The organism is Agrobacterium sp. A3-95 (assembly GCF_053521785.1).
Genome location: NZ_JBNWDR010000002.1, coordinates 242,743 through 265,217, shown reverse-complemented (window position 1 = coordinate 265,217; position 22,475 = coordinate 242,743). Strand labels below are relative to the sequence as shown.

24 protein-coding genes and 1 other RNA gene are annotated in these 22,475 nt (G+C 58.3%); 6 read left to right on the top strand and 19 right to left on the bottom strand.

Translation table 11 applies throughout. The features are described from left to right. Positions 1–8: 8 nt before the first annotated feature. The 10 genes from tolR to ruvC form a co-directional block, all read right to left on the bottom strand. A complete protein-coding gene (tolR, locus tag ACQZ5Y_RS06730) occupies positions 9–467 on the bottom strand; it encodes a protein TolR (RefSeq protein WP_003511389.1) in 459 nt (152 codons plus the stop codon). Positions 468–513: 46 nt separating this feature from the next. After that, entirely contained in the window at positions 514–1,233 is a 720-nt protein-coding gene (gene tolQ / locus ACQZ5Y_RS06725; protein ID WP_003511390.1) for a protein TolQ, read from the bottom strand. A gap of 261 nt (positions 1,234–1,494) precedes the next feature. Beyond that, positions 1,495–1,935, bottom strand: a complete 441-nt coding sequence (ybgC, locus tag ACQZ5Y_RS06720; RefSeq protein ID WP_003511391.1) for a tol-pal system-associated acyl-CoA thioesterase — start codon at positions 1,933–1,935, stop codon at positions 1,495–1,497. Next, positions 1,932–2,468, bottom strand: a complete 537-nt coding sequence (locus ACQZ5Y_RS06715; RefSeq protein ID WP_111801836.1) for an NUDIX hydrolase — start codon at positions 2,466–2,468, stop codon at positions 1,932–1,934. The genes ybgC and ACQZ5Y_RS06715 overlap by 4 nt, the downstream gene beginning before the upstream one ends. Then, positions 2,465–2,992, bottom strand: a complete 528-nt coding sequence (locus ACQZ5Y_RS06710) for an NUDIX hydrolase (protein WP_174060100.1) — start codon at positions 2,990–2,992, stop codon at positions 2,465–2,467. The genes ACQZ5Y_RS06715 and ACQZ5Y_RS06710 overlap by 4 nt, the downstream gene beginning before the upstream one ends. After that, positions 2,992–3,570 (bottom strand): DinB family protein, encoded by a 579-nt coding sequence (locus ACQZ5Y_RS06705; protein ID WP_111801837.1) that lies wholly within the window; start codon positions 3,568–3,570, stop codon positions 2,992–2,994. The genes ACQZ5Y_RS06710 and ACQZ5Y_RS06705 overlap by 1 nt, the downstream gene beginning before the upstream one ends. Before the next feature lie 37 nt (positions 3,571–3,607). Next, complete coding sequence (locus ACQZ5Y_RS06700; RefSeq protein ID WP_075807662.1) at positions 3,608–3,826, bottom strand: hypervirulence associated TUDOR domain-containing protein; 219 nt, start codon at positions 3,824–3,826, stop codon at positions 3,608–3,610. 52 nt (positions 3,827–3,878) lie between these two features. Continuing rightward, on the bottom strand, positions 3,879–4,919 hold the full coding sequence (gene ruvB, locus ACQZ5Y_RS06695; RefSeq protein ID WP_003511396.1) for a Holliday junction branch migration DNA helicase RuvB: 1,041 nt from the start codon (positions 4,917–4,919) through the stop codon (positions 3,879–3,881). Positions 4,920–5,045: 126 nt separating this feature from the next. Then, positions 5,046–5,663 carry a Holliday junction branch migration protein RuvA gene (gene ruvA / locus ACQZ5Y_RS06690; protein WP_003511397.1) on the bottom strand — a complete coding sequence of 206 codons (618 nt, stop codon included), beginning with the start codon at positions 5,661–5,663 and terminating at the stop codon, positions 5,046–5,048. A gap of 31 nt (positions 5,664–5,694) precedes the next feature. Then, positions 5,695–6,207 (bottom strand): crossover junction endodeoxyribonuclease RuvC, encoded by a 513-nt coding sequence (gene ruvC / locus ACQZ5Y_RS06685; RefSeq protein ID WP_003511398.1) that lies wholly within the window; start codon positions 6,205–6,207, stop codon positions 5,695–5,697. Positions 6,208–6,455: 248 nt separating this feature from the next. Between ruvC and ACQZ5Y_RS06680 the strand changes: the two genes are divergently transcribed. Together ACQZ5Y_RS06680 and ACQZ5Y_RS06675 are read left to right on the top strand one after the other, a co-directional pair. Continuing rightward, the gene (locus ACQZ5Y_RS06680) at positions 6,456–8,765 is read left to right on the top strand and encodes a methyl-accepting chemotaxis protein (RefSeq protein WP_174060101.1); all 2,310 of its coding nucleotides are present in this window, start codon (positions 6,456–6,458) and stop codon (positions 8,763–8,765) included. A gap of 132 nt (positions 8,766–8,897) precedes the next feature. After that, positions 8,898–9,899: an LLM class flavin-dependent oxidoreductase gene (locus ACQZ5Y_RS06675; protein WP_019564904.1), complete on the top strand. Its 1,002-nt coding sequence runs from the start codon at positions 8,898–8,900 to the stop codon at positions 9,897–9,899. A gap of 54 nt (positions 9,900–9,953) precedes the next feature. On the opposite strand, the gene ACQZ5Y_RS06670 is transcribed toward ACQZ5Y_RS06675, so the two are convergent. Next, a complete protein-coding gene (locus tag ACQZ5Y_RS06670) occupies positions 9,954–10,700 on the bottom strand; it encodes a YebC/PmpR family DNA-binding transcriptional regulator (RefSeq protein ID WP_003497595.1) in 747 nt (248 codons plus the stop codon). Positions 10,701–10,900: 200 nt separating this feature from the next. Between ACQZ5Y_RS06670 and ACQZ5Y_RS06665 the strand changes: the two genes are divergently transcribed. Next, positions 10,901–11,404: a pyridoxamine 5'-phosphate oxidase family protein gene (locus ACQZ5Y_RS06665; protein ID WP_003511401.1), complete on the top strand. Its 504-nt coding sequence runs from the start codon at positions 10,901–10,903 to the stop codon at positions 11,402–11,404. Positions 11,405–11,441: 37 nt separating this feature from the next. Here ACQZ5Y_RS06665 and ACQZ5Y_RS06660 read toward each other — a convergent pair whose 3' ends face one another. The 7 genes from ACQZ5Y_RS06660 to ACQZ5Y_RS06630 form a co-directional block, all read right to left on the bottom strand. After that, on the bottom strand, positions 11,442–12,284 hold the full coding sequence (locus tag ACQZ5Y_RS06660; RefSeq protein WP_174060102.1) for an MBL fold metallo-hydrolase: 843 nt from the start codon (positions 12,282–12,284) through the stop codon (positions 11,442–11,444). 127 nt (positions 12,285–12,411) lie between these two features. Next, positions 12,412–13,236, bottom strand: a complete 825-nt coding sequence (locus tag ACQZ5Y_RS06655; protein ID WP_003511403.1) for a TIGR00282 family metallophosphoesterase — start codon at positions 13,234–13,236, stop codon at positions 12,412–12,414. Between the two features lie 105 nt (positions 13,237–13,341). Beyond that, positions 13,342–13,923: a 5-formyltetrahydrofolate cyclo-ligase gene (locus tag ACQZ5Y_RS06650; protein ID WP_003511404.1), complete on the bottom strand. Its 582-nt coding sequence runs from the start codon at positions 13,921–13,923 to the stop codon at positions 13,342–13,344. Further along, positions 13,923–15,185 (bottom strand): hemolysin family protein, encoded by a 1,263-nt coding sequence (locus ACQZ5Y_RS06645; RefSeq protein ID WP_003511405.1) that lies wholly within the window; start codon positions 15,183–15,185, stop codon positions 13,923–13,925. The genes ACQZ5Y_RS06650 and ACQZ5Y_RS06645 overlap by 1 nt, the downstream gene beginning before the upstream one ends. Before the next feature lie 234 nt (positions 15,186–15,419). Then, a non-coding RNA gene (ssrS, locus tag ACQZ5Y_RS06640) (6S RNA) lies at positions 15,420–15,578 on the bottom strand. A gap of 78 nt (positions 15,579–15,656) precedes the next feature. Continuing rightward, positions 15,657–16,034, bottom strand: coding sequence for a cell division protein ZapA (locus ACQZ5Y_RS06635; RefSeq protein ID WP_003511406.1), 378 nt, complete (start codon positions 16,032–16,034; stop codon positions 15,657–15,659). 11 nt (positions 16,035–16,045) lie between these two features. Continuing rightward, positions 16,046–16,318 (bottom strand): DUF4164 domain-containing protein, encoded by a 273-nt coding sequence (locus tag ACQZ5Y_RS06630; RefSeq protein ID WP_003511407.1) that lies wholly within the window; start codon positions 16,316–16,318, stop codon positions 16,046–16,048. Between the two features lie 324 nt (positions 16,319–16,642). Between ACQZ5Y_RS06630 and tkt the strand changes: the two genes are divergently transcribed. Continuing rightward, complete coding sequence (gene tkt, locus ACQZ5Y_RS06625; protein ID WP_174060103.1) at positions 16,643–18,625, top strand: transketolase; 1,983 nt, start codon at positions 16,643–16,645, stop codon at positions 18,623–18,625. A 62-nt stretch (positions 18,626–18,687) separates the two neighbouring features. Then, complete coding sequence (gene gap / locus ACQZ5Y_RS06620) at positions 18,688–19,698, top strand: type I glyceraldehyde-3-phosphate dehydrogenase (protein WP_003511409.1); 1,011 nt, start codon at positions 18,688–18,690, stop codon at positions 19,696–19,698. A 199-nt stretch (positions 19,699–19,897) separates the two neighbouring features. Here gap and ACQZ5Y_RS06615 read toward each other — a convergent pair whose 3' ends face one another. After that, positions 19,898–20,164: a hypothetical protein gene (locus tag ACQZ5Y_RS06615; RefSeq protein WP_003511410.1), complete on the bottom strand. Its 267-nt coding sequence runs from the start codon at positions 20,162–20,164 to the stop codon at positions 19,898–19,900. Positions 20,165–20,550: 386 nt separating this feature from the next. Between ACQZ5Y_RS06615 and ACQZ5Y_RS06610 the strand changes: the two genes are divergently transcribed. Beyond that, the gene (locus ACQZ5Y_RS06610) at positions 20,551–22,416 is read left to right on the top strand and encodes a potassium/proton antiporter (protein ID WP_026330715.1); all 1,866 of its coding nucleotides are present in this window, start codon (positions 20,551–20,553) and stop codon (positions 22,414–22,416) included. Positions 22,417–22,475: the final 59 nt, after the last annotated feature.

Genomic DNA, 22,475 nt, shown 5'->3' with positions numbered 1-22,475 from the left:
CGCTGACGTCAATTATCCTGTTTCTGCTGGGTCACAAGGCCGATATTCTTGAAGCCCGCTGCCTGGATACGTGCCATCACGTCGGCGACGACGCCGTAGGCGGCAACGGAATCCGCGCGCACGAAGATGCGTTCGTTATAACCTGTCGTGGCGATTGCCTGCAGCTTGTCGGCCACCTCGGCCGCCTGAATTTCCGTTTCCTGCAAATGGATCTGGCCATTGGCATTGACGGAAATCGTGATCGGCTGCGTATCCGAATTCAGCGCGTTGGCAGATGTCTGCGGCAGGTCGATCGGAACGCCGACCGTCATCATCGGTGCGGCCACCATGAAAATGATGAGCAGCACGAGCATGACGTCAACCAGTGGCGTCACGTTGATTTCGCTGATCGCGCCGCCCCTGCGACGTCCGCCGCGCCCACGGCGTCCACCGGAACCGCCGCTGCTGCCACCTGCTGACATACCCATAACATCTACTCCATTTTGCCTTGCGGCAAATTACTGCGCGGCGCGCTTATTGGGCTGCCTGCCGCGTCTGAAGTTTTTCATCGATCTGGCGCGACAAGATCGCGGAGAACTCGTCGGCGAAACCTTCCATACGAGCGGAAAGCTTGTGCGCGTCAGCCGTGAACTTGTTGTAGGCGATAACCGCCGGAATAGCCGCGACAAGACCGATGGCCGTTGCCAGAAGCGCTTCGGCGATACCCGGCGCCACGACCGCAAGATTGGTGGACTTCGAACCGGCAATCGCCTGGAACGAGGTCATGATACCAACGACCGTACCGAAGAGGCCGATGAACGGACCGGCAGAACCGATCGTCGCCAACGAACCGAGGCGAGCCTCGTATTGTTCGCCTTCACGAGCAATCGTCACGTCCATTGCCCGGTCGATACGCATTTGCAGACCGATGGGTGAACGGGCGCCGCGTTCAAATGATTTCTTCCACTCCCGCATGGCGGAAACGAAAATTGCCGCGAGACCAACATTCTGGCGTTCTGCCAGAGTGCGGTAAAGCTCTTCGAGCGACTGGCCAGACCAGAAGACCTGTTCGAACTGGTCGAACTGGCGCTTTGCCTTGCCGAAGCTTACGTATTTGTCGAAGACGATCGCCCACGTCCAGACCGAGGCGGCGATAAGTCCAATCATCACGAACTTCACGATGAGGCCCGCCTGCATAAACAGCGCCCAGAGACTTACATCGTGCGTCGCCGCTGCCAAACCTGCCTGTTCCATAAATATCCAATCCCCGAATCCAAACGCCCGGTACGGGACCGGGCGATTCAAACGCGTGTTAACGCTCGAAGCTATGCAGCAACAGCCGCAAACCCCTTTGCCATACCCCGATACTTGCCAGTAAGCCTTACTTGCCAATAAATTTGGTGAAAGGAAGGCGTGCGCCGCACAAATGCCAGTTGCTAAAGTAAGACACCATTATGGTTAAAGGAGTGTTACAACCGCGCCACGTCTGATGGATTTACTGGACCAGCCCCGAACTTACTTCAGGAATTTTTCGGCCACCGTCTCCGGAAGGCGCCTTGGCCGGCCATTGGCATTGATGACGGCGATGATGACCTTGGCGGCAACAAGCAGCGTTTCGCCGCGCCGGATTTCCTGATTGAGCACCATTTTTGCGCCCCCGGCCTTTTCGGTAAGGGTGGTGATCGTCAACACATCATCCATCCGGGCCGGGCTCTTGAAATCGATCTCCATACGATGGACGACGAAAACGAGACCCTCCTCGTCGGCGGTCAGGAGTGCGCTTTGCTCGCAGCCGAGGCAACGCAGGTAGTCGGTTCGACCGCGCTCGAGAAAATGCAGATAGCGCGCGTGATAAACGAGGCCGGAAAAATCCGTGTCCTCATAATAGACCCGCTGGGTCAGGCGGTGCCCATGTTCGATGAGTTCGCCGGAAAGCGAAACCACAAGCTCGCTCATGATATCTCCTTGGAAAGTTCGGCCGCACCTGAACGACCTTCGCGGACGATAAGATGCTCGTGGCGCTGAGGCAGCATCTCGATGCGCTCAGCAATGAAACGGGGTCTGAGATCGTGTTCCAGCAGCGCGGAAGGCTGCGCGGGCAGCCAGCGGAACTCCACCTCGACGCCATCCAGCACGCGATGCACTATATCGCTTTCATGGAACGGCAAAGGCTGGCGCAGCGAAACCAGATAATAAAATGCCAGTTCATGCGCGGCATAATCATCATAGGCGAAAAAATTCTCCGCCGACCAGAGAAGACGCTCGACGGCGCAATCCCGGTCAAGCTCCTCGCCGATCTCGCGGATGATGGTCTGCTCGGAGCTTTCACCGATTTCCGCCCGCCCGCCCGGAAGGGCCCAATAGCTATCCTTGGCGCCACGCTGGACGAGAAGATAGTTGTCTTGGAAAATCAACGCCGCCACACGCATGCTGAACAGCTGCGGCTTGCGGTCCAGCCGGATCATATGGCGCTCAGGGGCAGAAGTCATTTGGCGTCCAGGTCGCCGTCATACCAGACAAGGTGTCTTGTGGTCTCAGGCAGGTGTTCTATTTCATCCGCGATGAAATAGGGCGGAATATCGAGTTTGGTCAATGCATCACGGGTCGCAGCGACCCAGCGAAACTCGAGCTCGTTATCGCCATCCTTAACGCGGTGAATGATATCCGTCGGGTGAAAGGCAAGGGTCTCCGGCAAATCCATCAGGTAATAGAAACCGAGTTCGTGCCAGTCCTTACCCTCATAATGGAAAAAATTCTCGACCGCCCATAAAAGCCGCCCGACCTTTGCTTCGACACCAAGTTCCTCGACCATTTCGCGCGCCAGCGTTTCTTCGGAACGCTCGCCCATTTCGGCGCGGCCACCCGGAAAGGTCCAGAATTTCTCATGGGACGCGCGGTGCACCAACACGTGGCCATCCCGAAACGCCAGCCCCGCAACGCGCATCTGGAAAATGCGTTTCGGCTTGAATTTCATGCGGATACGGGTGTCCTGCACCGTGGTGTCTTGCGTCATTATCTGAACCTGCTGGCTGGAAACATCAAATCGGTTTCCGTCCAACCTAACGCATCCATCTCGGCTTTTCTCGCCTTTGCGTCGTCTCCCACAATGAATTCATCCAGTTGTGGCGGCTTGATCATAGTGCCGGACAACATGGCATGCACCTGCCCGCGATGATGCGTCTGATGCTGGAAGAGATGGGACAACACATCATCGCAGCGATCCTGCTGGATGCGTGTTCCACGATGAATATTGACGATGGCAGCGAGGCCGTCCTCATCCAGCATGTCGACAAAATCGATCAGTTCTTCGTCCAGTTTCGCTTGGGCAGCATGCAGCTCCGCCATGGTGGCGAAAGGCTCTTCCTCTTCAAAAGCGGCAAGGCCGAGCGCCCCGCCCTTAATCGCGTCGATATAAAACAGGTCAACGGTGTAGATGTGGTTCAGGGTCGCCCGAAGGGTTGGAAAGAAGCTGACGCGAGCGGCCACGAATTCCTCCTGCAACAGCTGAAGACAAGCCTGATGCAGCCTTAAATTAGCCAGCCGGTTGTTGCGCGCGAGTTTGCGGAAAACCCGCATCGGATCGTAGGCCATCGACGTCCCTTCTCATGGCGCCTGATAACGGCGCTTTTCAATCGACGTGTTCAAGCTCGGACTTGCTCTTCAGAACCTTCGCCCCATCTTCCTGCTCGATAAGATAAGCGGGTTCGTCCTTGCTGGCCTTGCGCTTTATCGTGGAACCGGAAATCGTTTTTTCGACATCATCAGTAAACGTCTCGACGATTTTTCCTTCACCGGTTCCGTTGCCCCATTTCCAGCGAACCTTCGTACCCTTGCGATATCCAGACATCATCATTTCCTGACCAAAGAAAATCAAATGCGAAAGCGCCGGGCTTGTTCCCTCAATCCTCTTCCAGCGTCAGCCGGAATTGCGCCGCCTCGAGATCTTTAGGCGGCTGCATGCCCAGATGTTTCCAGGCAGTGCCGGTCAGAACGCGGCCGCGCGGCGTGCGCTGGATGAAACCCTGCTGGATCATGTAGGGTTCTATGATGTCTTCGATCGCATCACGCGGCTCCGACAAGCCAGCGGCGATGGTCTCGATACCAACAGGGCCGCCGCCGAAATTGACCGCGATCATGGTCAGATAGCGCATGTCCAGCTGATCGAGACCCATTTTGTCGACAAGCAACCGCGTCAGCGCTTCGTCGGCAATCTCACGGGTGACGGCTTCCGCCCGGGCCACCTCAGCGAAATCGCGAACCCGGCGCAAGAGCCGTCCGGCGATGCGCGGCGTGCCGCGTGCACGCCTTGCTATCTCGCGTGCGCCATCGTCGGTCATGTTCAGACCCATCAGCCGCGCGCCGCGCCGAACGATCAGCTCCAGCTCATCGACAGTGTAGAAGGCCAGACGGACAGGAATGCCGAAGCGGTCGCGCAGCGGCGTTGTCAACAAACCAAGACGCGTGGTCGCGGCAACGAGGGTGAACTTGGAAAGATCGATCTTCACCGAGCGGGCCGCAGGCCCCTCACCGATGATGAGGTCGAGCTGGAAATCCTCCATTGCCGGATAGAGAATTTCCTCGACTGCCGGGTTGAGACGATGGATTTCATCGATGAAGAGCACATCGCGCTCCTCGAGATTGGTCAAAAGTGCGGCAAGGTCGCCAGCCTTGGCGATCACTGGTCCGGAGGTGGACTTGAAGTTGACGCCAAGCTCCTTTGCCATGATCTGCGCCAGCGTGGTTTTGCCGAGACCGGGAGGCCCGACGAACAACACATGGTCCAGCGCCTCGCCACGGTTCTTTGCCGCCTCGATAAACACCTTGAGATTGGCGCGAGCCTCGGCCTGGCCGGTAAAATCGTCCAGCGACTGCGGGCGCATTGTGGTGTCGATATCTTCACCGCGCTTGTCCGCCGAAATCAGTCTGTCCGCATCGCTCATAGAGGGCATTCCATTGTTCTAAACCAATTCAAGAGATGGTCTTCGCCGCTATATCACGACTGTCGCACGAAGGCGCTTCACGAAATTCAGCATCGCACCCGGCTTCGTTCGCTTGCTGCGCGCAGCTTAGCGTGAAAGTTCGCGCAGGCCGAGCCGGATGAGTTTGGCACTGTCGCCGCCCTCCCCGCCGTTCTTCAGCGCGGCCGCAACGGCATTTGCGGCCTGATCGCGTGAATAGCCGAGATTGGTGAGCGCCGACACGGCATCCGCCACCGGCGCGGAGGCCACACCCTCGCCAAGTTCCTGCTTGAGTCCGATGGAAGCCGAAGCTTCTCCTGCAAAGGCAGGCGCCTTGTTGCGAAGCTCGGTAACGAGGCGCACCGCCACCTTCGGCCCTACGCCCGGCGCACGTGAAATCATCACCTTGTCCTGCAGCGCTATCGCATTGGCGAGTTCAGAAGGCGACAGGGTAGACAAGACGGCCAGCGCCACTTTCGAACCGACCCCCTGCACGCTCTGCAGCAGATTGAACCATTCCCGCTCAAGTGCCGACAAAAAGCCGAACAGCCTCAACTGGTCTTCGCGCACATAGGTTTCGATGAAGAGGACGACCGCTTCACCAGCGGAACCTATTTTTGAGAGTGTGCGCGCCGAGCAATAGGCGACGTAACAAACGCCGTGCACATCCACCAGCACGTAATCCGTGCCGATTTCCTCGATGGTGCCTTTAAGTTTTCCGATCATGATGCCGCCCGCTGCAATGAGACTTCAATATTCAACCGGCTGCCAATAGCCGCGCCATCCTGTCGCCGCCGCGATTATGGGCGTGGCAGATTGCGATCGCCAAGGCGTCCGCCGCATCGTTACCCTTGAATTCTGCTTTCGGCATCAGGATTTTCAGCATCATGTGGATTTGCTGCTTTTCGCCGTGCCCAACACCTATGACGGCTTTTTTGACCGCGTTCGGCGCATACTCGAAAACAGGCAACCCTGCCCGCGCCGGAACCAGCATGGCAATGCCGCGCGCCTGACCGAGCTTCAGCGTGGCGACAGCATCCTTGTTTACGAACGTCTGCTCCACCGCCGCCTCATCGGGTTGATAGCTGTGAACAGTATCCGCCAGCCCATCATGCAGCTGGCACAGGCGGGAGGCGAGATCCATATCACCATCCGATGTCACCGTGCCGGAAGCGACAAACCGAAGGCTGTTGCCGAAGGTTTCGATGACACCCCATCCGGTGCGCCGCAACCCGGGGTCGATACCGATGATTCGAATCGTCTTTTGCATAAGCCACCCTATCTTTTCGGCTGCGACCCTGCCAGCGATAAGTGAACAAAACGACAACATTGATCAAATTTGCAGTGCAGCATTTACCTCTGCTTAAACCGCGTACCGCATTGTTCCCGCACAAAATCAAAAAAGGGGAGCTGCGGACATGATGATCCGCAGCGCAATATTTTCGCCATATCAGCCATCCGGTGGCGCCATCAATGCATGGTGCGGGAAGTGATACGGCATTGAGGGCTGCATCGGCCATGCTGAACCGTTTTCATTCCATATCCACCAAAGTGCTCGTGATTTTCCTTGCGCTGATGACGATCTCGACCGGGGCTCTCACGCTTCTCGGCTATCAAAGCAGCAGCGGCGTTCTCGAGGAACAGGCGTCGAAATCCATGGAGAGCATTCTCGTCTTCAGGGGCGATATGCTGCAGGAACGCCTTGAGCAGCTTGAAACGCAGGCGGATTCCATCGCCAAGATCGAATCCCTGCAAATGGCGGTAGTTTCCATGCGCAGCGGCTGGGGCACCGTGCAGAAGAGTTCCGGCGACGCAAAGGCGGAACTGCAACGCGTCTTCGTCAAGGAGAACCCCTACGGAGAGAAAGAAAAGCTCATCAAGCCCGAAAATCCGAGCGGCTTTTATTATTCCACCCATGAAAAAACCCAGACGGATATCGGCGGCTACCTCAAGGGAACCCCATTCAGCGATGTTCTATTCATCGATCCGGCCGGCACGGTTTATTACTCCTATCTGAAAGGACCGGCTTTCGGGGAAACCGTCACGGGTGGCGCCTGGGCGGATAGCGGCCTTGGGGCTGCTTTTGCGCGCGGAGCCACCAACGCAGGAAAAGCCGTGAACGACGTGGCGCAGACGAGTTTCTCCGGTCTGCGCATCGACGCCGCGACCAAAGAGGCCGGCATCTATTTCGGCATTCCGGTAGTCAAATTCGGTGCGTTCAAGGGCATCGTTCTCTTCCGCGTCAAACAAGAGGTCTTCAGCCAGATCCTCGCGAAAGGCATCTCCGCCGGCAGCTCCGAACAATCCGCGATCGTTTCCGCCGATGGCAAGGTTCTGGGCGTGGATGGCAACGGTCTCGTCAGCCTTAATCCGGCAATCTATGCCTTCCATGCACAAGCACTCAATACGTCCGGCATGACGATTGCCAAGATCAACCGTCCGGACGGCGAAGCCAATGCCTATGCCCGCGCCTTCTCGTTTGCCGGTGAAAAATACCTCGCGGTGGAAAGCATGTTGCGCAGCGAGTTGAACGCCGGTTCCATTTCGATTGCCGGCACGTTAGCCGTCATCGGCCTTTGCGTTCTGGCAGCCATGTGCGCGGCAACCGCCTTTTTTGCACGGCGCCTGTTCGCACCGCTGGAGAAGCTGGCCGGGCTGACTGGCGAAGTGGCGGCAGGCCGTCTCGATGCCGAGATCGGCAATCAGGACCGCAAGGACGAGATCGGCCGCATGGCGCGCGCGCTTGGCAGTTTCCGTGAAAAACTCATTTTGCAGCGGGAAATGGAAGCGACCACGTCCCGCACGCGCGAGGAAGCCGAAACGGCACGCCGCGCACATCTCGCGGAACGAGAGGCCGAGGCCGGCACGCTGCAGATGGTCGTGCGTTCTCTTGACGAAGGGCTGGATCGACTGGCAAACGGCAATCTCGCCTATCGCATTGAGACTGTCTTCCCAGACGATCTTGAAAGCCTGCGCCACAACTTCAATACGGCGCTTGCAAGGCTCAGCGAGACCATGCAGGCCATCGGCGGCAATTCCGCCGCCGTTCGCGGCGGCTCGGAGGAAATGCGGGTAGGTGCAGACCAGCTCGCTGAGCGCACTGAACGGCAGGCCGCCTCCATTACCGAGACGGCAAGCGCCATCAAGGCAATCACCGAAGCCGTCCGCGACCAGATCGAACGCGCCGAACAGGCAACACGGATCGCCCGCGACGCCAGTACGCAGGCCACTGCGTCCAGCCAAGTCATGGAGCAGACCATCGCCGCCATGGAAGCGATCCAGACCTCGTCGCGCCAGATCAACCAGATCATCGGCGTTATCGATGAAATCGCCTTCCAGACCAACCTTCTCGCCCTGAACGCAGGTGTGGAAGCCGCGCGTGCGGGCGAGGCCGGCAAGGGTTTTGCCGTTGTGGCGCAGGAGGTGCGCGAGCTGGCACAACGCTCGGCCGCCGCCGCAAAAGAAATCACCAGCCTGCTGAAGCGCTCCACCGACGAGGTTTCCACCGGCGTGGCACTGGTCGAAAAGGCGGGCGCCTCGCTAACCGGCATCGGCAAGCACGTGCAGACCATCAGTTCCCGCATTGAAGAAATCATGGAATCCACCCGCGAGGAGGCGCATACGCTTGCGGAAATCAACAGCACCGTCACCAGTCTCGACACCATGACCCAGCAAAACGCCGCCATGGTGGAGGAGACGACGGCGGCCATTCACAATCTCGCTTCCGAGGCGGGCGAGATGGACGGCAGGCTCGGACAATTCGTGCTCGCTTCCGACCGGCAACCTCCAGACCATCGCGAAACCCGGCAATTCCGTCGAGCGGGCTAAAAAAATGAAAAGGGGCCTCTTTCGAGGCCCCAATTTTTTTGAACCATCCTTCAATTCTGCGCGACTTCTATGGTAAATCGGGACACGCGCCTTACATCCGCATCAAAGACAGAATTTGTGTAGGAGCGTTGGATGATCCCCTTTTCCATTCTCGACCTTTCGCCAATCGGCGAAGGCGAGAGCGTCAGCCAGGCGCTTGAAAATTCTCGCCGCATGGCGATCAAGGCTGAAGACCACGGTTACAACCGCATCTGGCTTGCGGAACACCATGGCATGCCTGGTATTGCGAGCGCAGCCACATCGCTCGTGATCGCCCATGTTGGTGCCGCCACGAAACATATTCGCGTCGGTTCAGGCGGCATCATGCTGCCTAACCACTCCCCGCTCGTCATTGCCGAACAATTCGGCACGCTGGCGGCGCTGTTGCCTGGCCGGGTCGATCTCGGACTTGGCCGCGCGCCGGGAACGGATATGCGGACGGCAAGGGCGCTGCGCCGCAACCTTGATGCCGGTGCGGAGAACTTCCCGCACGACATCATCGAGCTCCAGCAGTACCTTGGCCAGCCCCAGCAGGATCAGGCGATCCTTGCCGTGCCCGGCATGAATTCGCACGTGCCGCTCTGGTTGCTTGGCTCAAGCACCTATAGCGCGCATCTGGCAGCGGCACTCGGCCTGCCCTATTCCTTTGCGTCGCATTTTGCGCCTGACATGCTGATGGAGGCGATCCATATCTATCGCGAGCGCTTCCAGCCCTCTGCGACGCTGGACAAGCCCTATGTGATGGTTGGAGTGATGGGAGTCGGCGCCGATACCGACGAGGAGGCGCAATATCTCTTCACCTCGTCACAGCAGCAATTCGTCAACCTGCGCCGCAATGTACGCGTCCCGTTCCCCAAGCCGGTTCACAGCATGGACGACCACTGGAACGAGATGGAGCGTTTTTCGGTGGAACATACCTTGCGTTTCGCCGCCGTCGGCTCGCCTGAAACAATCGGACGCCACCTCGACGGCTTCCTCGCCGAAACGCAGGCCGACGAACTGATCGTCTCGATGCCGATCCACAATATCGAAAAACGGCTGCGATCCGTGGAGATCTTCGCCGATGTGCGGACCTCCATCAGGAAGGCCGCCTAAACAAAAAGCCCCGGAGCGATGACGCTGCCGGGGCTTTTTTTTAAATATGAACCGTCAGGCGGAAAGCTTGGCGAGAATTTCTTCCGAAACTTCGAAGTTGGAATAGACGCTCTGCACGTCGTCATCGTCTTCGAGATTGTCGATGAGCTTCATCAGCGACTGCGCCTTTTCCTCATCCACCGGCACCGTGTTCTGCGGCTTCCAGATGGCCTTGACGCTTTCAGCTTCGCCGAGCACGCCTTCCAGCGCCTTGGAAACCTCGTTCATCGCCTCGAAACCGCAGATGATGGTGTGACCGTCCTCAGAAGATTCGACATCGTCGGCACCAGCTTCGATAGCCGCTTCCATGACCTTGTCGGCATCGCCGACTTCGGCCTTGTAAGTGATCTCACCGACGCGGTCGAAGGAGAAGGAAACCGATCCGGTTTCGCCGAGTGCGCCACCAGCCTTGGTGAAGATGGAGCGGACGTTGGAGGCGGTGCGGTTGCGGTTGTCGGTCAAGGCCTCGACGACGACGGCTACGCCACCCGGGCCGTAACCCTCGTAACGGACCTCATCGTAGTTTTCGCTGTCTGCACCGGAAGCTTTCTTGATCGCGCGCTCGATATTGTCCTTCGGCATGGACTGGGCCTTGGCGTTCTGAATTGCCAGGCGCAGGCGCGCGTTCATGTTCGGGTCGGGCATGCCCGCCTTTGCCGCAACGGTGATTTCACGCGCAAGCTTGGAAAACATTTTGGACCGAACGGAGTCCTGCTTGCCCTTGCGGTGCATGATGTTCTTGAACTGTGAATGACCAGCCATGGAAAACCTGATTGTCTTAATTTGGAGATTGCGGGCCTTATAAGTGCGATATGCCCGCCGTTCAAGCCCGCAAGCGCTTTCTCTTGGCCGCAAGAATATAAGGAACTGATTTATCCGCTTTTCGTTTTGACAATGAAAGCGGAAGAGCGGGACATTTTTCACCCTCCCGGTCGCCGCAGCAAACCCAACGGAGGAAACACATGGTCAGCCTGACTGAAGCAAGAGAAAACCCTGCCCGCCAGCTCTGGGATGAGGTCAATTCGGTCCATGCCGGCATGCTTGGCCTCGAGGGCCTGCACAATCATATGCAGCCGATGGCACCGCACGCCGACCCCAAGACCAACACGATCTGGTTTTTCTCCAAGAAAGACACCGATCTCGTCAAAACGCTGAAGCCGGGTTCTCGCGCGCATTTTTGTGTCGTCGGCAAGGACCATGATTATCACGCCTGCCTCTCGGGTGTACTCGAGGCGCGCGACGACAGGACAAAGATCGAAGAATACTGGAACTCTGTCACCGCAGCCTGGTACGAGCACGGTAAGAGCGATCCGCAACTGACGATGCTGGCGCTGCATGTTGACGACGCGGAAATCTGGGCCTCGACTGACAGCACGCTAAAATTCGGCTGGGAAATCGCCAAGGCCAATATGTCCGACGATAAAATGCCTGATGTCGGCGTTCGCCAGCACCTCGCCTTCGCCTGAGATACGACTCCCCCGACTTTCCTCGCCGGTCGCTTTATTACATGCCTTTTGGCACCAGTATCTGCGGCTGGCGGGGAAGGTTCCTCATTGAGACCCGGATGATCGCATCTTTTGCGTAGGCGATCTGGAAGCTTTCCCCAAACATCGTCAAAAACTGCTCCAACGGAGGCCCAGTGCGGTGCATGGGCAAGATCAGTGCGGAGCGCAGGCGCTTGACCACGCGGCTCATGCTGTCGGACCCCATCGTCAAACCACCATCCACTGGAACCATCAGCACATCCAGATGACCGATTTCGGCATAATGCTTGTCCGTCAGTTCGTGATGCAGATGGCCGAGATGGCCGATACACAGCCCCGCAACTTCGAAGATGAAAATGGAATTGCCGTTTTCCTGAAAGGATTCGTAATCGCCCCAGCGGTTGCGAATGTCAGTCGCGACGTTGCGGATATAGACATCACCGACCAGAAGCTTGTGCTCGGCCTTTTCTCCGGGCGTATCGCTCCAACCGTGCAGCACATGCTGAATGGCCGGATCCGGACTAAGAGTGAAATGCGTCATATGCGCCCGGTTCATCGTCACCACTGTCGGCGTGACCGGTGGGCGATAGACGCCATTATAATCTGTGGCGATCGTCACGCCGCCAGGACTTTCGATGAGATAGGTGGAATGGCCGATGAAGCTGATCTTCACCTCTTCCTTAGCCGTGGCCTGCGCCAGCTGGGCACCTGCCGGTTTGAAGCTGGCGAACATGACGCCGGGAATGTTGCGGGCGATTGCCTGGCACTGGCTGACGGGAGGGCGGCTTCCAGCCTGGGAAAAGGCCGCTCCCGCGCACGCAACCAGTCCGGCCATTGCAAGCATTAGCACGCGCAGCATCATGCCACTCCCTCGAACTTGCGAAGAAAGGAAGATGAGGCAGGTTTTGCAGGGCGTCCAGCGCCAACAGCGGCGGAAGGCTCACGATCTCGTCATTGTGAACGGGTGATGAGCGCTAGAAGCCGAAAGCTCACGCCCAGAAGGACGGGAGGGTTTCGGAGAGCCTCGGGCCAATTCGCAGCGGTGCGATCTTTTCCGCAAGGCCGGTCCGGTCGGAAATCTCGACGCCGACGCCGCAGATCGTCGCAGGTCCACTGGCGGCTTCGAAACGGCCCTTCGGCATTTTGGAAATGAAGCGGTTGATCGGCTCTTCCTTTTCCATGCCAAGCGAGCTGTCGTAGTCACCGCACATACCGGCATCCGACATATAGGCCGTGCCACCGTTCAAGATCTGGGCGTCAGCAGTCGGAACATGGGTGTGGGTGCCGACAACAAAGCTTGCGCGTCCATCAACGAAATGACCGAAACACTGTTTTTCGCTCGTCGCTTCCGCGTGGAAATCGAAGATGATGGCGTCGGCCTGCTCCTTCAGCGGGCAGGCAGCGAGAATGTTCTCCGCCGATTTGAAGGGATCGTCCAGTTCCGGATGCATGAAGACCCGGCCCATGATGTTGGCGACAAGCACACGCGCGCCGTTGCGGGCGTAAAAAATGCCCGAGCCCTTGCCCGGCGTACCATCGGGATAATTGGCTGGCCGCAGGAACTGGTCATGGCGCTCGCAGAAGGAAACGGCCTCCTTCTGGTCCCAGACATGGTTGCCGGTCGTCACCACATCCGCACCGGCATTGATGGTTTCGAGGTAGATATCCTCGGTGATGCCGAAACCACCGGCGGCGTTTTCGCCATTAACGATGACGAAATCGAGCTTCAGATCGGAAATAAGCCCGGGCAACCTGTCCCAGACAGCCGTGCGTCCGGTCTTGCCAACCATATCTCCGAGAAAAAGAAGCCTCATTCACCCGCCCCGATCTTGCGCATGTTCCTAAATTCCGTCCCCTCTAACGGGTAATCCATCTTTTAAAAAGTGCTAAAGCGCCTTTTTCCCATCGGTCATCAACGGCTAAGCCGAAAACCAGCGCAGGCCACTCTCCGTCAGAACCGCCTGAAGCGGCACGTCATGCGGCTCCGCCGGCACGGATGGCACTTCCTGACAATCAAATGCGACGCCGATGAGAACGGGCGCTCGGCCTTTGCCGTGCAATCTCGCAATCGCGCGATCATAATGACCCGCGCCATAACCGATACGCTGACCCTGCCCGTCAAAGACGGAAAGCGGGACGAGCAGAATATCCGGATCGAGAACTTCTGCGTCCTCTGCCGGACCGGTCGTGCCGAAGCCCGTCTTCACCAGCGGTGCATCCGCATCAAAGGCGCGGAAAACGATGGTCTCCCGGTTCAGCACAACGGGAAGGGCGAGGCGCCCGCCTCTTGTCCGCAGTGCCTCCATCAGCGGCCGAATATCGGCCTCTGAACGGATGGGCATGAAACCGGAAATAACGGCACCTGGCGAGAACGGAATGGCAGATGCACCATATGCCGTCATCGCCTCGCTTTTTTGCTGACGCTCGGCTTGTGGCAACGCATCACGCGCGGCAAGCCTTTCGCCGCGCAGCCTTGCTTTTTCGGCGATGTCGCCGGACATCAGGCAGCCCGGCTCACGAGCACCTTGTCGATACGGTGTCCATCAAGGTCTATGACCTCAAAACGCCAGCCGTTGCGGGTGATGTGTTCGCCCAGTTCCGGCAGGCGACGGAACTCATCAAGCACCAGACCGGCAACGGTCTCGAACTCGGCGTCTTCGTCGATCTGGAAGCCCATGCGGTAAGCGAACTCGTCGGCGGGCATCCAGCCGGCAACGAGGAACGAACCGTCCTCGCGCTCGACGATCGCCGGCTCCTCGTCATTGTCTTCCTGGAAGGCACCTGTGATTGCTTCCAAGACGTCGCCAGAGCTGACGATACCTTCGAAATGGCCGTATTCGTCATAGACCAGCACCATATGTACGGTGGAACGGCGCAATGACTGGATGACATCGACAGCGCTCGTCAGATCCGAGACGACGGGAACTTCGCGCAGAAGCTCGCGCACGTTCAGCTCCTTGCCGGATGCCAGCGCATCGAAAGCGTCCTTGGCGAAAAGCACGCCCAGAATTTCATCGGAGGCGCCGTTGCGCACGGGCAGGCGGGAACGCTGCGTTTCCCGAAGCTGAACACGGATTTCTTCCGCACTGTCTTCAATATCGACGACTTCCACGTCGCGGCGCGGCGTCATCAGGCCACGGGCATTGCGGTCGGCAAGGCGCATGACGCTGGTGATCATCGCCGATTCCTCGGTTTCGATGACGCCGGCGCTATGAGCTTCCGCCAGAACCGTGCGGATTTCGTCATCCGTGACCGATGCATTAGACGTGCCGCTATGGCCGAGAAGCGCAAGGATGGCTTTACCGGATTTGTCGAGAAACCAGACCAGTGGCGCGCCGACCTTGGAGAGCATCACCATAGTGGGTGCAACACGGGCAGCGATCTTTTCCGGATCGCGCAGCGCAATCTGCTTCGGCACCAGTTCGCCGACGATCAGCGACAAATACGTGATGGCGACGACCACGGAGCCCACGCCCAACGCATCGGCAACCCGATCGGGGACGCCCTGCACCGACAGCCATGCCGTGAACCGGGCGCCGAGGGTGGCACCGGAAAACGCACCGGAGAGAACGCCGACCAGCGTGATGCCGATCTGCACCGTGGAAAGAAAGCGTCCGGGATTTTCGGAAAGACCGAGCGCCATCGTGGCGCCCTTGCTGCCGTGCGCGGCAAGCACCTTGAGCCTCGCCGGTCTGGAGGAGACAACGGCAAGCTCGGACATGGCAAGCACACCGTTCAATACGGTGAGCAGGACCACGATCATAATTTCAGTAAACAAGTTTAGCTCTTTGGGCTGTTGAACGGCACGTCGCGGTTTTGGCCGCAGCGCCCTCTTTCAAAAAAAAGGGCATGACAGACATACCAATTGAGATAATAGGGAATTGTTCCGCCATTGCAATGACAGCAGCATAAAAAAGCCGTCTCCGGCAGCAATGAAAAATAACTGTCGACACTATATGAGTCAGAAGAAGAATCGGGGAGTGACCCGAAACTTCAAGTGCGATCCACGGCGACCGATGGAGATTTACGATCCTGGGTGCCTACAAATGTAGGTGGGCGCCATGTGTCCAGCCCCACGGGACTGGCCAGGGACAGCTCCCTTTGGATCGAGTATGGCCCCAGGGATTGTGGTTCCTGTCGGGAAGCGCAGAACGCCTATTAGATATAGGACGTATCCAACCAAACCACCAGAGGGCCAAGAACGAATTTTGTTACTGGAAAGCTTTGCCGGCGATCAATGCGCCGCAGGCTTTGGCCGCGCCAAGAGTTTTTCGGTAATACCGTTCAGACGGTCGGCCAGATCGCTGATGGCAACGGCAACCATCTCGTCCGATCTTGCCTTGTGTTCGGCCATACCGTCGCGGTTGCGAGAAAGGGACGCTATTTCCCCCTCCAGCTTTTCGATCTTGCGGTTGAGCTCGGAAAGTTCGTCCATCACCATGATACCCGACATGACGGTCAAGCGCAGATCACCGATTTCGCCGAACTGGCTCTTTAGATGCCCCACATAACGGTCAAAACGGGTAGCGAGATCGGTCAGGTGCTCTTCCTGCCCTGCCTCGCAAGCCATGCGGTAGGCCTTGCCGTCGATCATAACAGTAACTTGCGCCATGAAACCGCTCCCTATCGATCCAGCACCGCGCGAATCGTCTCCATCGCCGTCACCAGACGGCGGGAAACCTCGCGGTTGACTTCTTCGAGACGATTGGCGCGAAACTCGGCCTGGTCCAGCTCGTGCGCGAGCCTTGCGCGATCGACATGGACCCGCTTGACCTCGTTATCGATTTCGCCCGTCTCCCTTTGCCGTTCGATACGCATATCGATGGCATTTTCGAGATTTGTGATGGCAGCGCTCAGCTCCGTCACCGCAGATTGTACGGTCTTCTCAGCCGACATCGTTTTTTCCAACTCGCAAGTAACCGGCCGAATCGTCCGGTTTCAGGCCTTTTCAACATCCAAGAGGTTATTACCCGATTTATCATCACGTCAATCAAACCAGTGCATTGAGGCGTTTTGCTCTGTGGATGAACGAGGAAATGGCGACACATATCGCACGATTTTTCTCGAGACACCCGTTTTGCTAAACGATTTTTATCCTTGAGAGAACCGCAATTGCCCGTGGATTTATTGACTTGCCTGCCTCACCTGCTATGGATCAACCCGCTTTTTGGATAGTTGCGTAAAACTATCTCCCTTCACCCGGAAACAGACGGAAAAGCCATGATTTCTCGCGACAAACACGACCGGATGGCCAATGCAATCCGCTTTCTTGCCATGGATGCAGTAGAGAAGGCCAACTCCGGCCATCCCGGCCTGCCGATGGGCGCAGCTGATGTCGCCACTGTTCTTTTCACCCGCTTTTTGAAGTTCGATCCCAAGAGCTCGCTGTGGCCGGATCGTGACCGCTTCGTGCTGTCTGCGGGCCATGGTTCGATGTTGCTTTACTCGCTGCTCTATTTGACGGGCTACGAGGACATAACGATCGACGAGATCAAGCGTTTCCGTCAGTTCGGCTCCAAGACCGCCGGCCATCCCGAATATGGCCACGCGACCGGCATCGAAACGACGACCGGCCCGCTCGGCCAGGGCATCGCCAACGCCGTTGGCATGGCAATTGCCGAACGCAAGCTGGAAGAAGAATTCGGCTCCGATCTGCAGAACCACTTCACCTATGTGCTGTGTGGCGACGGCTGCCTCATGGAAGGCATCAGCCATGAAGCCATCGCGCTTGCCGGCCATCTGAAACTCAACAAGCTCGTTCTGTTCTGGGATGACAACAACATCACCATCGACGGTGAAGTTGGCCTTTCCGACAGCACCGACCAGATCGCCCGCTTCCAGGCTGTTCACTGGAACACCATACGCGTCGACGGCCATGATCCGGATGCGATTGCCGCCGCGATCGAAGCTGCACATAAATCCGACCGCCCGACCTTCATCGCCTGCAAGACCGTGATCGGTTTCGGCGCACCCAACAAGCAGGGTACCCACAAGGTTCACGGCAACCCGCTGGGCGCCGAAGAAATCGCCGCCGCCCGCAAGAGCCTCAACTGGGAAGCCGAAGCTTTCGTCATTCCGGAAGACGTGCTGGATGCATGGCGTCTCGCCGGCCTGCGCTCCACCAAGACCCGTCAGGACTGGGAAGCCCGTCTCGAAGCCACCGAAGCCGGCAAGAAGGCCGAATTCAAGCGCCGCTTCGCCGGCGATCTGCCCGGCAACTTCGACAGCGCGATCGATGCCTTCAAGAAGAAGATCATCGAGAACAACCCGACCGTTGCGACCCGCAAGGCCTCGGAAGACTCGCTTGAAGTCATCAACGGCATTCTGCCGGAAATGATCGGCGGCTCTGCCGACCTGACGCCGTCCAACAACACCAAGACCAGCCAGATGAAGTCCATCACCCCGACGGATTTCTCCGGCCGTTACCTGCACTACGGCATCCGCGAACACGGCATGGCAGCAGCCATGAACGGTATCGCACTGCATGGCGGTCTCATTCCCTATGCCGGCGGCTTCCTGATCTTCTCGGACTATTGCCGTCCGTCGATCCGTCTGGCTGCCCTGATGGGCATCCGCGTCGTCCACGTTCTGACGCATGATTCCATCGGCGTCGGCGAAGACGGCCCGACCCACCAGCCGGTGGAGCAGATCGCCGCGCTGCGCGCCATCCCGAACCTGCTCGTCTTCCGCCCGGCGGATGAAACCGAGACGGCGGAATGCTGGCAGCTGGCGCTTGAGCAGAAGCATCGTCCTTCGGCGCTGGCGCTCACCCGCCAGAACCTTGCGCCTTCGCGCAAGGAATACGAAGAAAAGAACCTTTCCGCTTACGGCGCCTACGAACTCGTATCCGCAAGCGATGCCAAGGTTTCGATCTTTGCATCCGGCTCGGAAGTGGAAGTAGCGCTCAAGGCCGCAGCAACGCTGAAGGACAAGGGCGTTTCCGCCCGCGTCGTTTCCGTTCCCTGCTTCGAGCTCTTCAAGGAACAGCCGGAAACCTACCGCAACGCCATCATCGGCAAGGCTCCGGTCAAAATTGCGGTGGAAGCCGCCATCCGCCAGGGCTGGGATTACTTCATCGGCTCCGACGGCGCTTTCGTCGGCATGCATTCCTTTGGTGCGTCCGCGCCGGCGAAGGATCTCTTCAAGCACTTCGGCATCACGGCGGAAGCTGTCGTCGCCGCAGTCGAGGCAAAACTTGCATGAGGGCTTCCCAAGCCCTCACATTCCGCAAAGACCAAGCACATATCTTGTTCGGGAGACTATAAATGACTGTAAAAGTTGCCATTAACGGCTTTGGCCGCATCGGACGCAATGTTCTGCGTGCCATCGTCGAATCCGGCCGCACCGATATCGAAGTCGTTGCCATCAACGACCTCGGCCCGGTTGAAACCAACGCCCACCTGCTGCGCTACGATTCGATCCACGGCAAGTTCCCGGCAGATGTGAAGGTCGAAGGTGACACGATCATCGTTGGCGGCGGCAAGCCGATCAAGGTTACGGCCGTTCGCGATCCGGCAACGCTGCCGCACAAGGAACTGGGTGTCGACATCGCGCTCGAGTGCACCGGCATCTTCACCGCCCGCGACAAGGCCGCTGCACACCTGACGGCAGGCGCCAAGCGCGTCATCGTTTCCGCTCCTGCTGACGGCGCTGACCTCACGGTCGTCTTCGGCGTCAACGACGATCAGCTGACGAAAGACCATCTGGTCATTTCCAACGCGTCCTGCACCACCAACTGCCTCGTGCCAGTTGTGAAGGTTCTCGATGACGTCGTTGGCATCGATCACGGCTTCATGACCACGATCCACTCCTATACGGGCGACCAGCCGACGCTGGACACCATGCACAAGGATCTGTACCGCGCCCGCGCCGCAGCCCTTTCCATGATCCCGACCTCGACGGGTGCAGCCAAGGCCGTTGGCCTCGTTCTGCCGCACCTCAAGGGCAAGCTGGACGGTACGTCGATCCGCGTTCCGACCCCGAACGTTTCGGTCGTTGATTTCAAGTTCATCGCCAAGCGCGACACGACAGTTGAGGAAGTCAACGAAGCAATCAAGTCCGCTTCCAACGGCAAGCTGAAGGGCATTCTCGGCTACACCGAAGAGCCTTTGGTCTCCCGCGACTTCAACCACGACAGCCACTCCTCGATCTTCGCGATCGATCAGACCAAGGTCATGGAAGGCAAGTTCGTGCGCGTTCTTTCCTGGTACGACAACGAGTGGGGCTTCTCCAACCGCATGTCGGATACGGCCGTCGCATTTGCGAAGACCATCTGAACAGGCACCAAGTTCGCGAATTAAGAAAAACCGGCAGGCGCAATCCTGCCGGTTTTTCTTTGCCAAAAAATTGCCGGCGGGACGAGGGACCCGCCGGCATCGATCATGAAGCAAGGCGGGGCGCTTCGGATCGAAAACCATCGCCCGGCAAGAGGCGCATGAGACCAAGCCGACCAAGTCTGATGAGCTGCACAACCCGTTATTTCTTGTTGTTGATGATAATCTGATCCGAGCTGCTACCGCTCCAGATCGTATCGAAAGTCTGTTGCCTCAAATCGCTTTGCTGCATGGAAAGCTTCATCATGCAGTCAGCGAAATCACGCGAACCTTCAGGGTAACCAAACACCCGGCAACGCTCGCGTTGGGCGGCCATGTTTTCAGCCGTCTGTTCCGTGCTCGAACAGCCCGAAACAATTGGGCCGACCGCCAGCAAGGCAATAAATATAGTAATGGATTTCCGTTTCATCCGATCGCTCCGGTCATGGTGAAAGCAACTCGGACGCGACAACTAACGTAGCTGCATTGTCTCTATGTTACGTCGAAACGCCGGCATGCGAATTGTTTGCGCGGAACATCCAAAGCGCTGCCCGCCATGAACGTTTCGCCCGGGCGCCGAAAAAAATCCCATTTCCTGCCTTCGTCTGGTCCACTTTGAAACGGACAAGAAGAACAGGGACAACGGTCGTGCGCAATGCACTTCGGCCCTGCCGTATCATTCGATACACCCCGCCTTGCGTCGCCTTTCATCGCCACCCACAACAGCGCTGACAGACCGCAACCCGTGGCGCATTGACTGCAAACGTGCAGGGCATTGATTGCGACGGCCAGCGCGGTTTGAAAGAGGCGGTGGACGTGGAATCATTTTATCTTCTGTTGCTGGTGGCAACTGTTCTGGTTCTCGTCGCAGCGTTCTCAAGCCTCATCGCCTTCCGGTTCGGCGCACCGCTCCTGCTACTCTTCCTGATGATTGGCCTTGCGGCAGGCGTGGATGGCCTCGGTATCCAGTTCACCAACAATCCGCTCGCCTATATGCTCGGCTCGCTCGTTCTCGCCGTCATCCTTTTCGATTCCGGTTTCGGTACGTCGATACAATCCTTCCGGCTTTCGGCAGCGCCCGCCGTCGCCCTCGCCACCGTCGGCGTCATCCTCACATCCGTGTTTTTCGCAGGCGCTGCCGCCCTGTTGCTCGGACTGTCGTGGCTGGAGGGCCTGCTGCTCGGCGCCATCGTCGCTTCTACGGATGCGGCAGCCGTATTCTTTCTATTGCGCATCGGCGGCATTCATATCCGCGATCAGGTCCGCTCAACGCTTGAGGTCGAATCCGGCACCAATGATCCCATGGCGATTTTCCTCACCGTCGCGCTGGTCGAGATCATCGCCAAGGGACAGGGACTGGCCGGCATCGACACCGGCTTCCTGCTGCTGTTCGTCGAGGAAATGGGTCTCGGTGTTATTTTCGGCCTGCTCGGCGGCGTCATGATCGCAACAGTCGTCAACCGTTTCGCTGCCGACCGCGGGCTGGCGCCGATCTTCGTGCTGGCTCTTGCCCTGCTGGTCTTCTCCTTCACCGGCGCTATTGGCGGCAGTGGATTTCTTGCGGTCTATGTGGCGGGCATCGTTGCCGGCAACCGCCGGATTTTTGCCAAGGAGACCATCCGCCGTTTCCATGAAGGGCTGACCTGGCTTGCCCAGATCATCATGTTCCTGATGCTCGGCCTTCTGGCAACGCCATCGCAATTTCCAGCGATTGCCATTCCGGCCGTGCTGCTTGCGCTTTTCCTGATCTTTGTCGCCCGCCCGCTTGCGGTGTGGCTCAGCCTCATGCCCTTCAACTATACCCAGCAGGAAACCTCCTTCGTGGCATGGGTGGGCCTTCGTGGAGCGGTTTCCATCCTGCTTGCCATCATGCCCATTCTTGGCGGCCTGGACGATGCGCAAATCTATTTCAATGCCGCCTTCATCATCGTGCTCGTGTCGCTTCTGCTGCAAGGCTGGACCATCAAGCCGGTGGCAACACGGCTCGGGCTGATCGTGCCGCCGCGCATGGGTGATGTCGACAAACTGGAAGTGGACCTTCCCGGCACTGCCAATCACGAACTGATTTCATACCGCGTGGCCAAAGGCAGCGCCATCATGCAGGGCGAGCGTATTCCCCGCTGGGCAATGCCCTCGCTCGTCGTGCGCGACGGCAAATCCATTCGCTACCAATATGCCGGGCGCCTGCGCGAAAATGATCTCGTCTATCTTTTTATCGCGCCAGGTTATACGCGGCTGATCGACCGGCTGTTTGCAAGCGCCCTGCCGGTTGCGGATGACGACGCCGATTTCTTCGGAATCTTTGCAATCTCTCCCGCGCGTCCGGCCACGGAGCTTGACGCCGCCTACGGCCCCGGCCTTATTTCGGCCAACGAGCATGCCATGAGCATCGCGGAACTGATCGAGGCGCGCCTTTCTGGCAAGGCAGATTATGCCGACCGGGTGCGCCTCGGTTCTATTGTTCTCATCGTTCGGGCGCTGGACGAACATGAGGCGATTACCGGGATCGGAATTTCGCTTGAGCCGGTCGAACCGGCTATCGGCCTGCCGATCTTTATCAGCTTTTCGGAAATTCTCCGCCGCGTGCGCGCTTATCTGGCGCAGCGGCGCCAGTCGGGCTCCACCGCTGCCGGCAAGGGCATTTCCGCGCCTTCAGACGAGGCAAGAGAAAATGAGGCCTGACCGGCTTGCGTCGGCAATCAGGCATAGTATGGTCCGTCCCGAACTCGCAACGAAATCAG

Bases quoted from the DNA above. Each gene is read 5' to 3' on its own strand.
- ruvA (WP_003511397.1), bottom strand. From the start codon at position 5,663: ATGATCGGAAAACTTAAAGGCACCATCGAGGAAATCGGCACGGATTAC.
- tolR (WP_003511389.1), bottom strand. From the start codon at position 467: ATGGGTATGTCAGCAGGTGGCAGCAGCGGCGGTTCCGGTGGACGCCGT.
- ACQZ5Y_RS06655 (WP_003511403.1), bottom strand. From the start codon at position 13,236: ATGAGGCTTCTTTTTCTCGGAGATATGGTTGGCAAGACCGGACGCACG.
- ACQZ5Y_RS06660 (WP_174060102.1), bottom strand. From the start codon at position 12,284: ATGATGCTGCGCGTGCTAATGCTTGCAATGGCCGGACTGGTTGCGTGC.
- ACQZ5Y_RS06615 (WP_003511410.1), bottom strand. From the start codon at position 20,164: ATGAAACGGAAATCCATTACTATATTTATTGCCTTGCTGGCGGTCGGC.
- ACQZ5Y_RS06650 (WP_003511404.1), bottom strand. From the start codon at position 13,923: ATGTCCGGCGACATCGCCGAAAAAGCAAGGCTGCGCGGCGAAAGGCTT.
- ACQZ5Y_RS06670 (WP_003497595.1), bottom strand. From the start codon at position 10,700: ATGGCTGGTCATTCACAGTTCAAGAACATCATGCACCGCAAGGGCAAG.
- ACQZ5Y_RS06705 (WP_111801837.1), bottom strand. From the start codon at position 3,570: ATGGCCTACGATCCGATGCGGGTTTTCCGCAAACTCGCGCGCAACAAC.
- tolQ (WP_003511390.1), bottom strand. From the start codon at position 1,233: ATGGAACAGGCAGGTTTGGCAGCGGCGACGCACGATGTAAGTCTCTGG.
- ACQZ5Y_RS06710 (WP_174060100.1), bottom strand. From the start codon at position 2,992: ATGACGCAAGACACCACGGTGCAGGACACCCGTATCCGCATGAAATTC.
- ACQZ5Y_RS06700 (WP_075807662.1), bottom strand. From the start codon at position 3,826: ATGTCTGGATATCGCAAGGGTACGAAGGTTCGCTGGAAATGGGGCAAC.
- ACQZ5Y_RS06675 (WP_019564904.1), top strand. From the start codon at position 8,898: ATGATCCCCTTTTCCATTCTCGACCTTTCGCCAATCGGCGAAGGCGAG.
- ruvC (WP_003511398.1), bottom strand. From the start codon at position 6,207: ATGCAAAAGACGATTCGAATCATCGGTATCGACCCCGGGTTGCGGCGC.
- ACQZ5Y_RS06680 (WP_174060101.1), top strand. From the start codon at position 6,456: ATGCTGAACCGTTTTCATTCCATATCCACCAAAGTGCTCGTGATTTTC.
- ACQZ5Y_RS06635 (WP_003511406.1), bottom strand. From the start codon at position 16,034: ATGGCGCAAGTTACTGTTATGATCGACGGCAAGGCCTACCGCATGGCT.
- ACQZ5Y_RS06630 (WP_003511407.1), bottom strand. From the start codon at position 16,318: ATGTCGGCTGAGAAGACCGTACAATCTGCGGTGACGGAGCTGAGCGCT.
- ACQZ5Y_RS06665 (WP_003511401.1), top strand. From the start codon at position 10,901: ATGGTCAGCCTGACTGAAGCAAGAGAAAACCCTGCCCGCCAGCTCTGG.
- ybgC (WP_003511391.1), bottom strand. From the start codon at position 1,935: ATGAGCGAGCTTGTGGTTTCGCTTTCCGGCGAACTCATCGAACATGGG.
- ACQZ5Y_RS06715 (WP_111801836.1), bottom strand. From the start codon at position 2,468: ATGACTTCTGCCCCTGAGCGCCATATGATCCGGCTGGACCGCAAGCCG.
- gap (WP_003511409.1), top strand. From the start codon at position 18,688: ATGACTGTAAAAGTTGCCATTAACGGCTTTGGCCGCATCGGACGCAAT.
- ACQZ5Y_RS06645 (WP_003511405.1), bottom strand. From the start codon at position 15,185: ATGATCGTGGTCCTGCTCACCGTATTGAACGGTGTGCTTGCCATGTCC.
- tkt (WP_174060103.1), top strand. From the start codon at position 16,643: ATGATTTCTCGCGACAAACACGACCGGATGGCCAATGCAATCCGCTTT.
- ruvB (WP_003511396.1), bottom strand. From the start codon at position 4,919: ATGAGCGATGCGGACAGACTGATTTCGGCGGACAAGCGCGGTGAAGAT.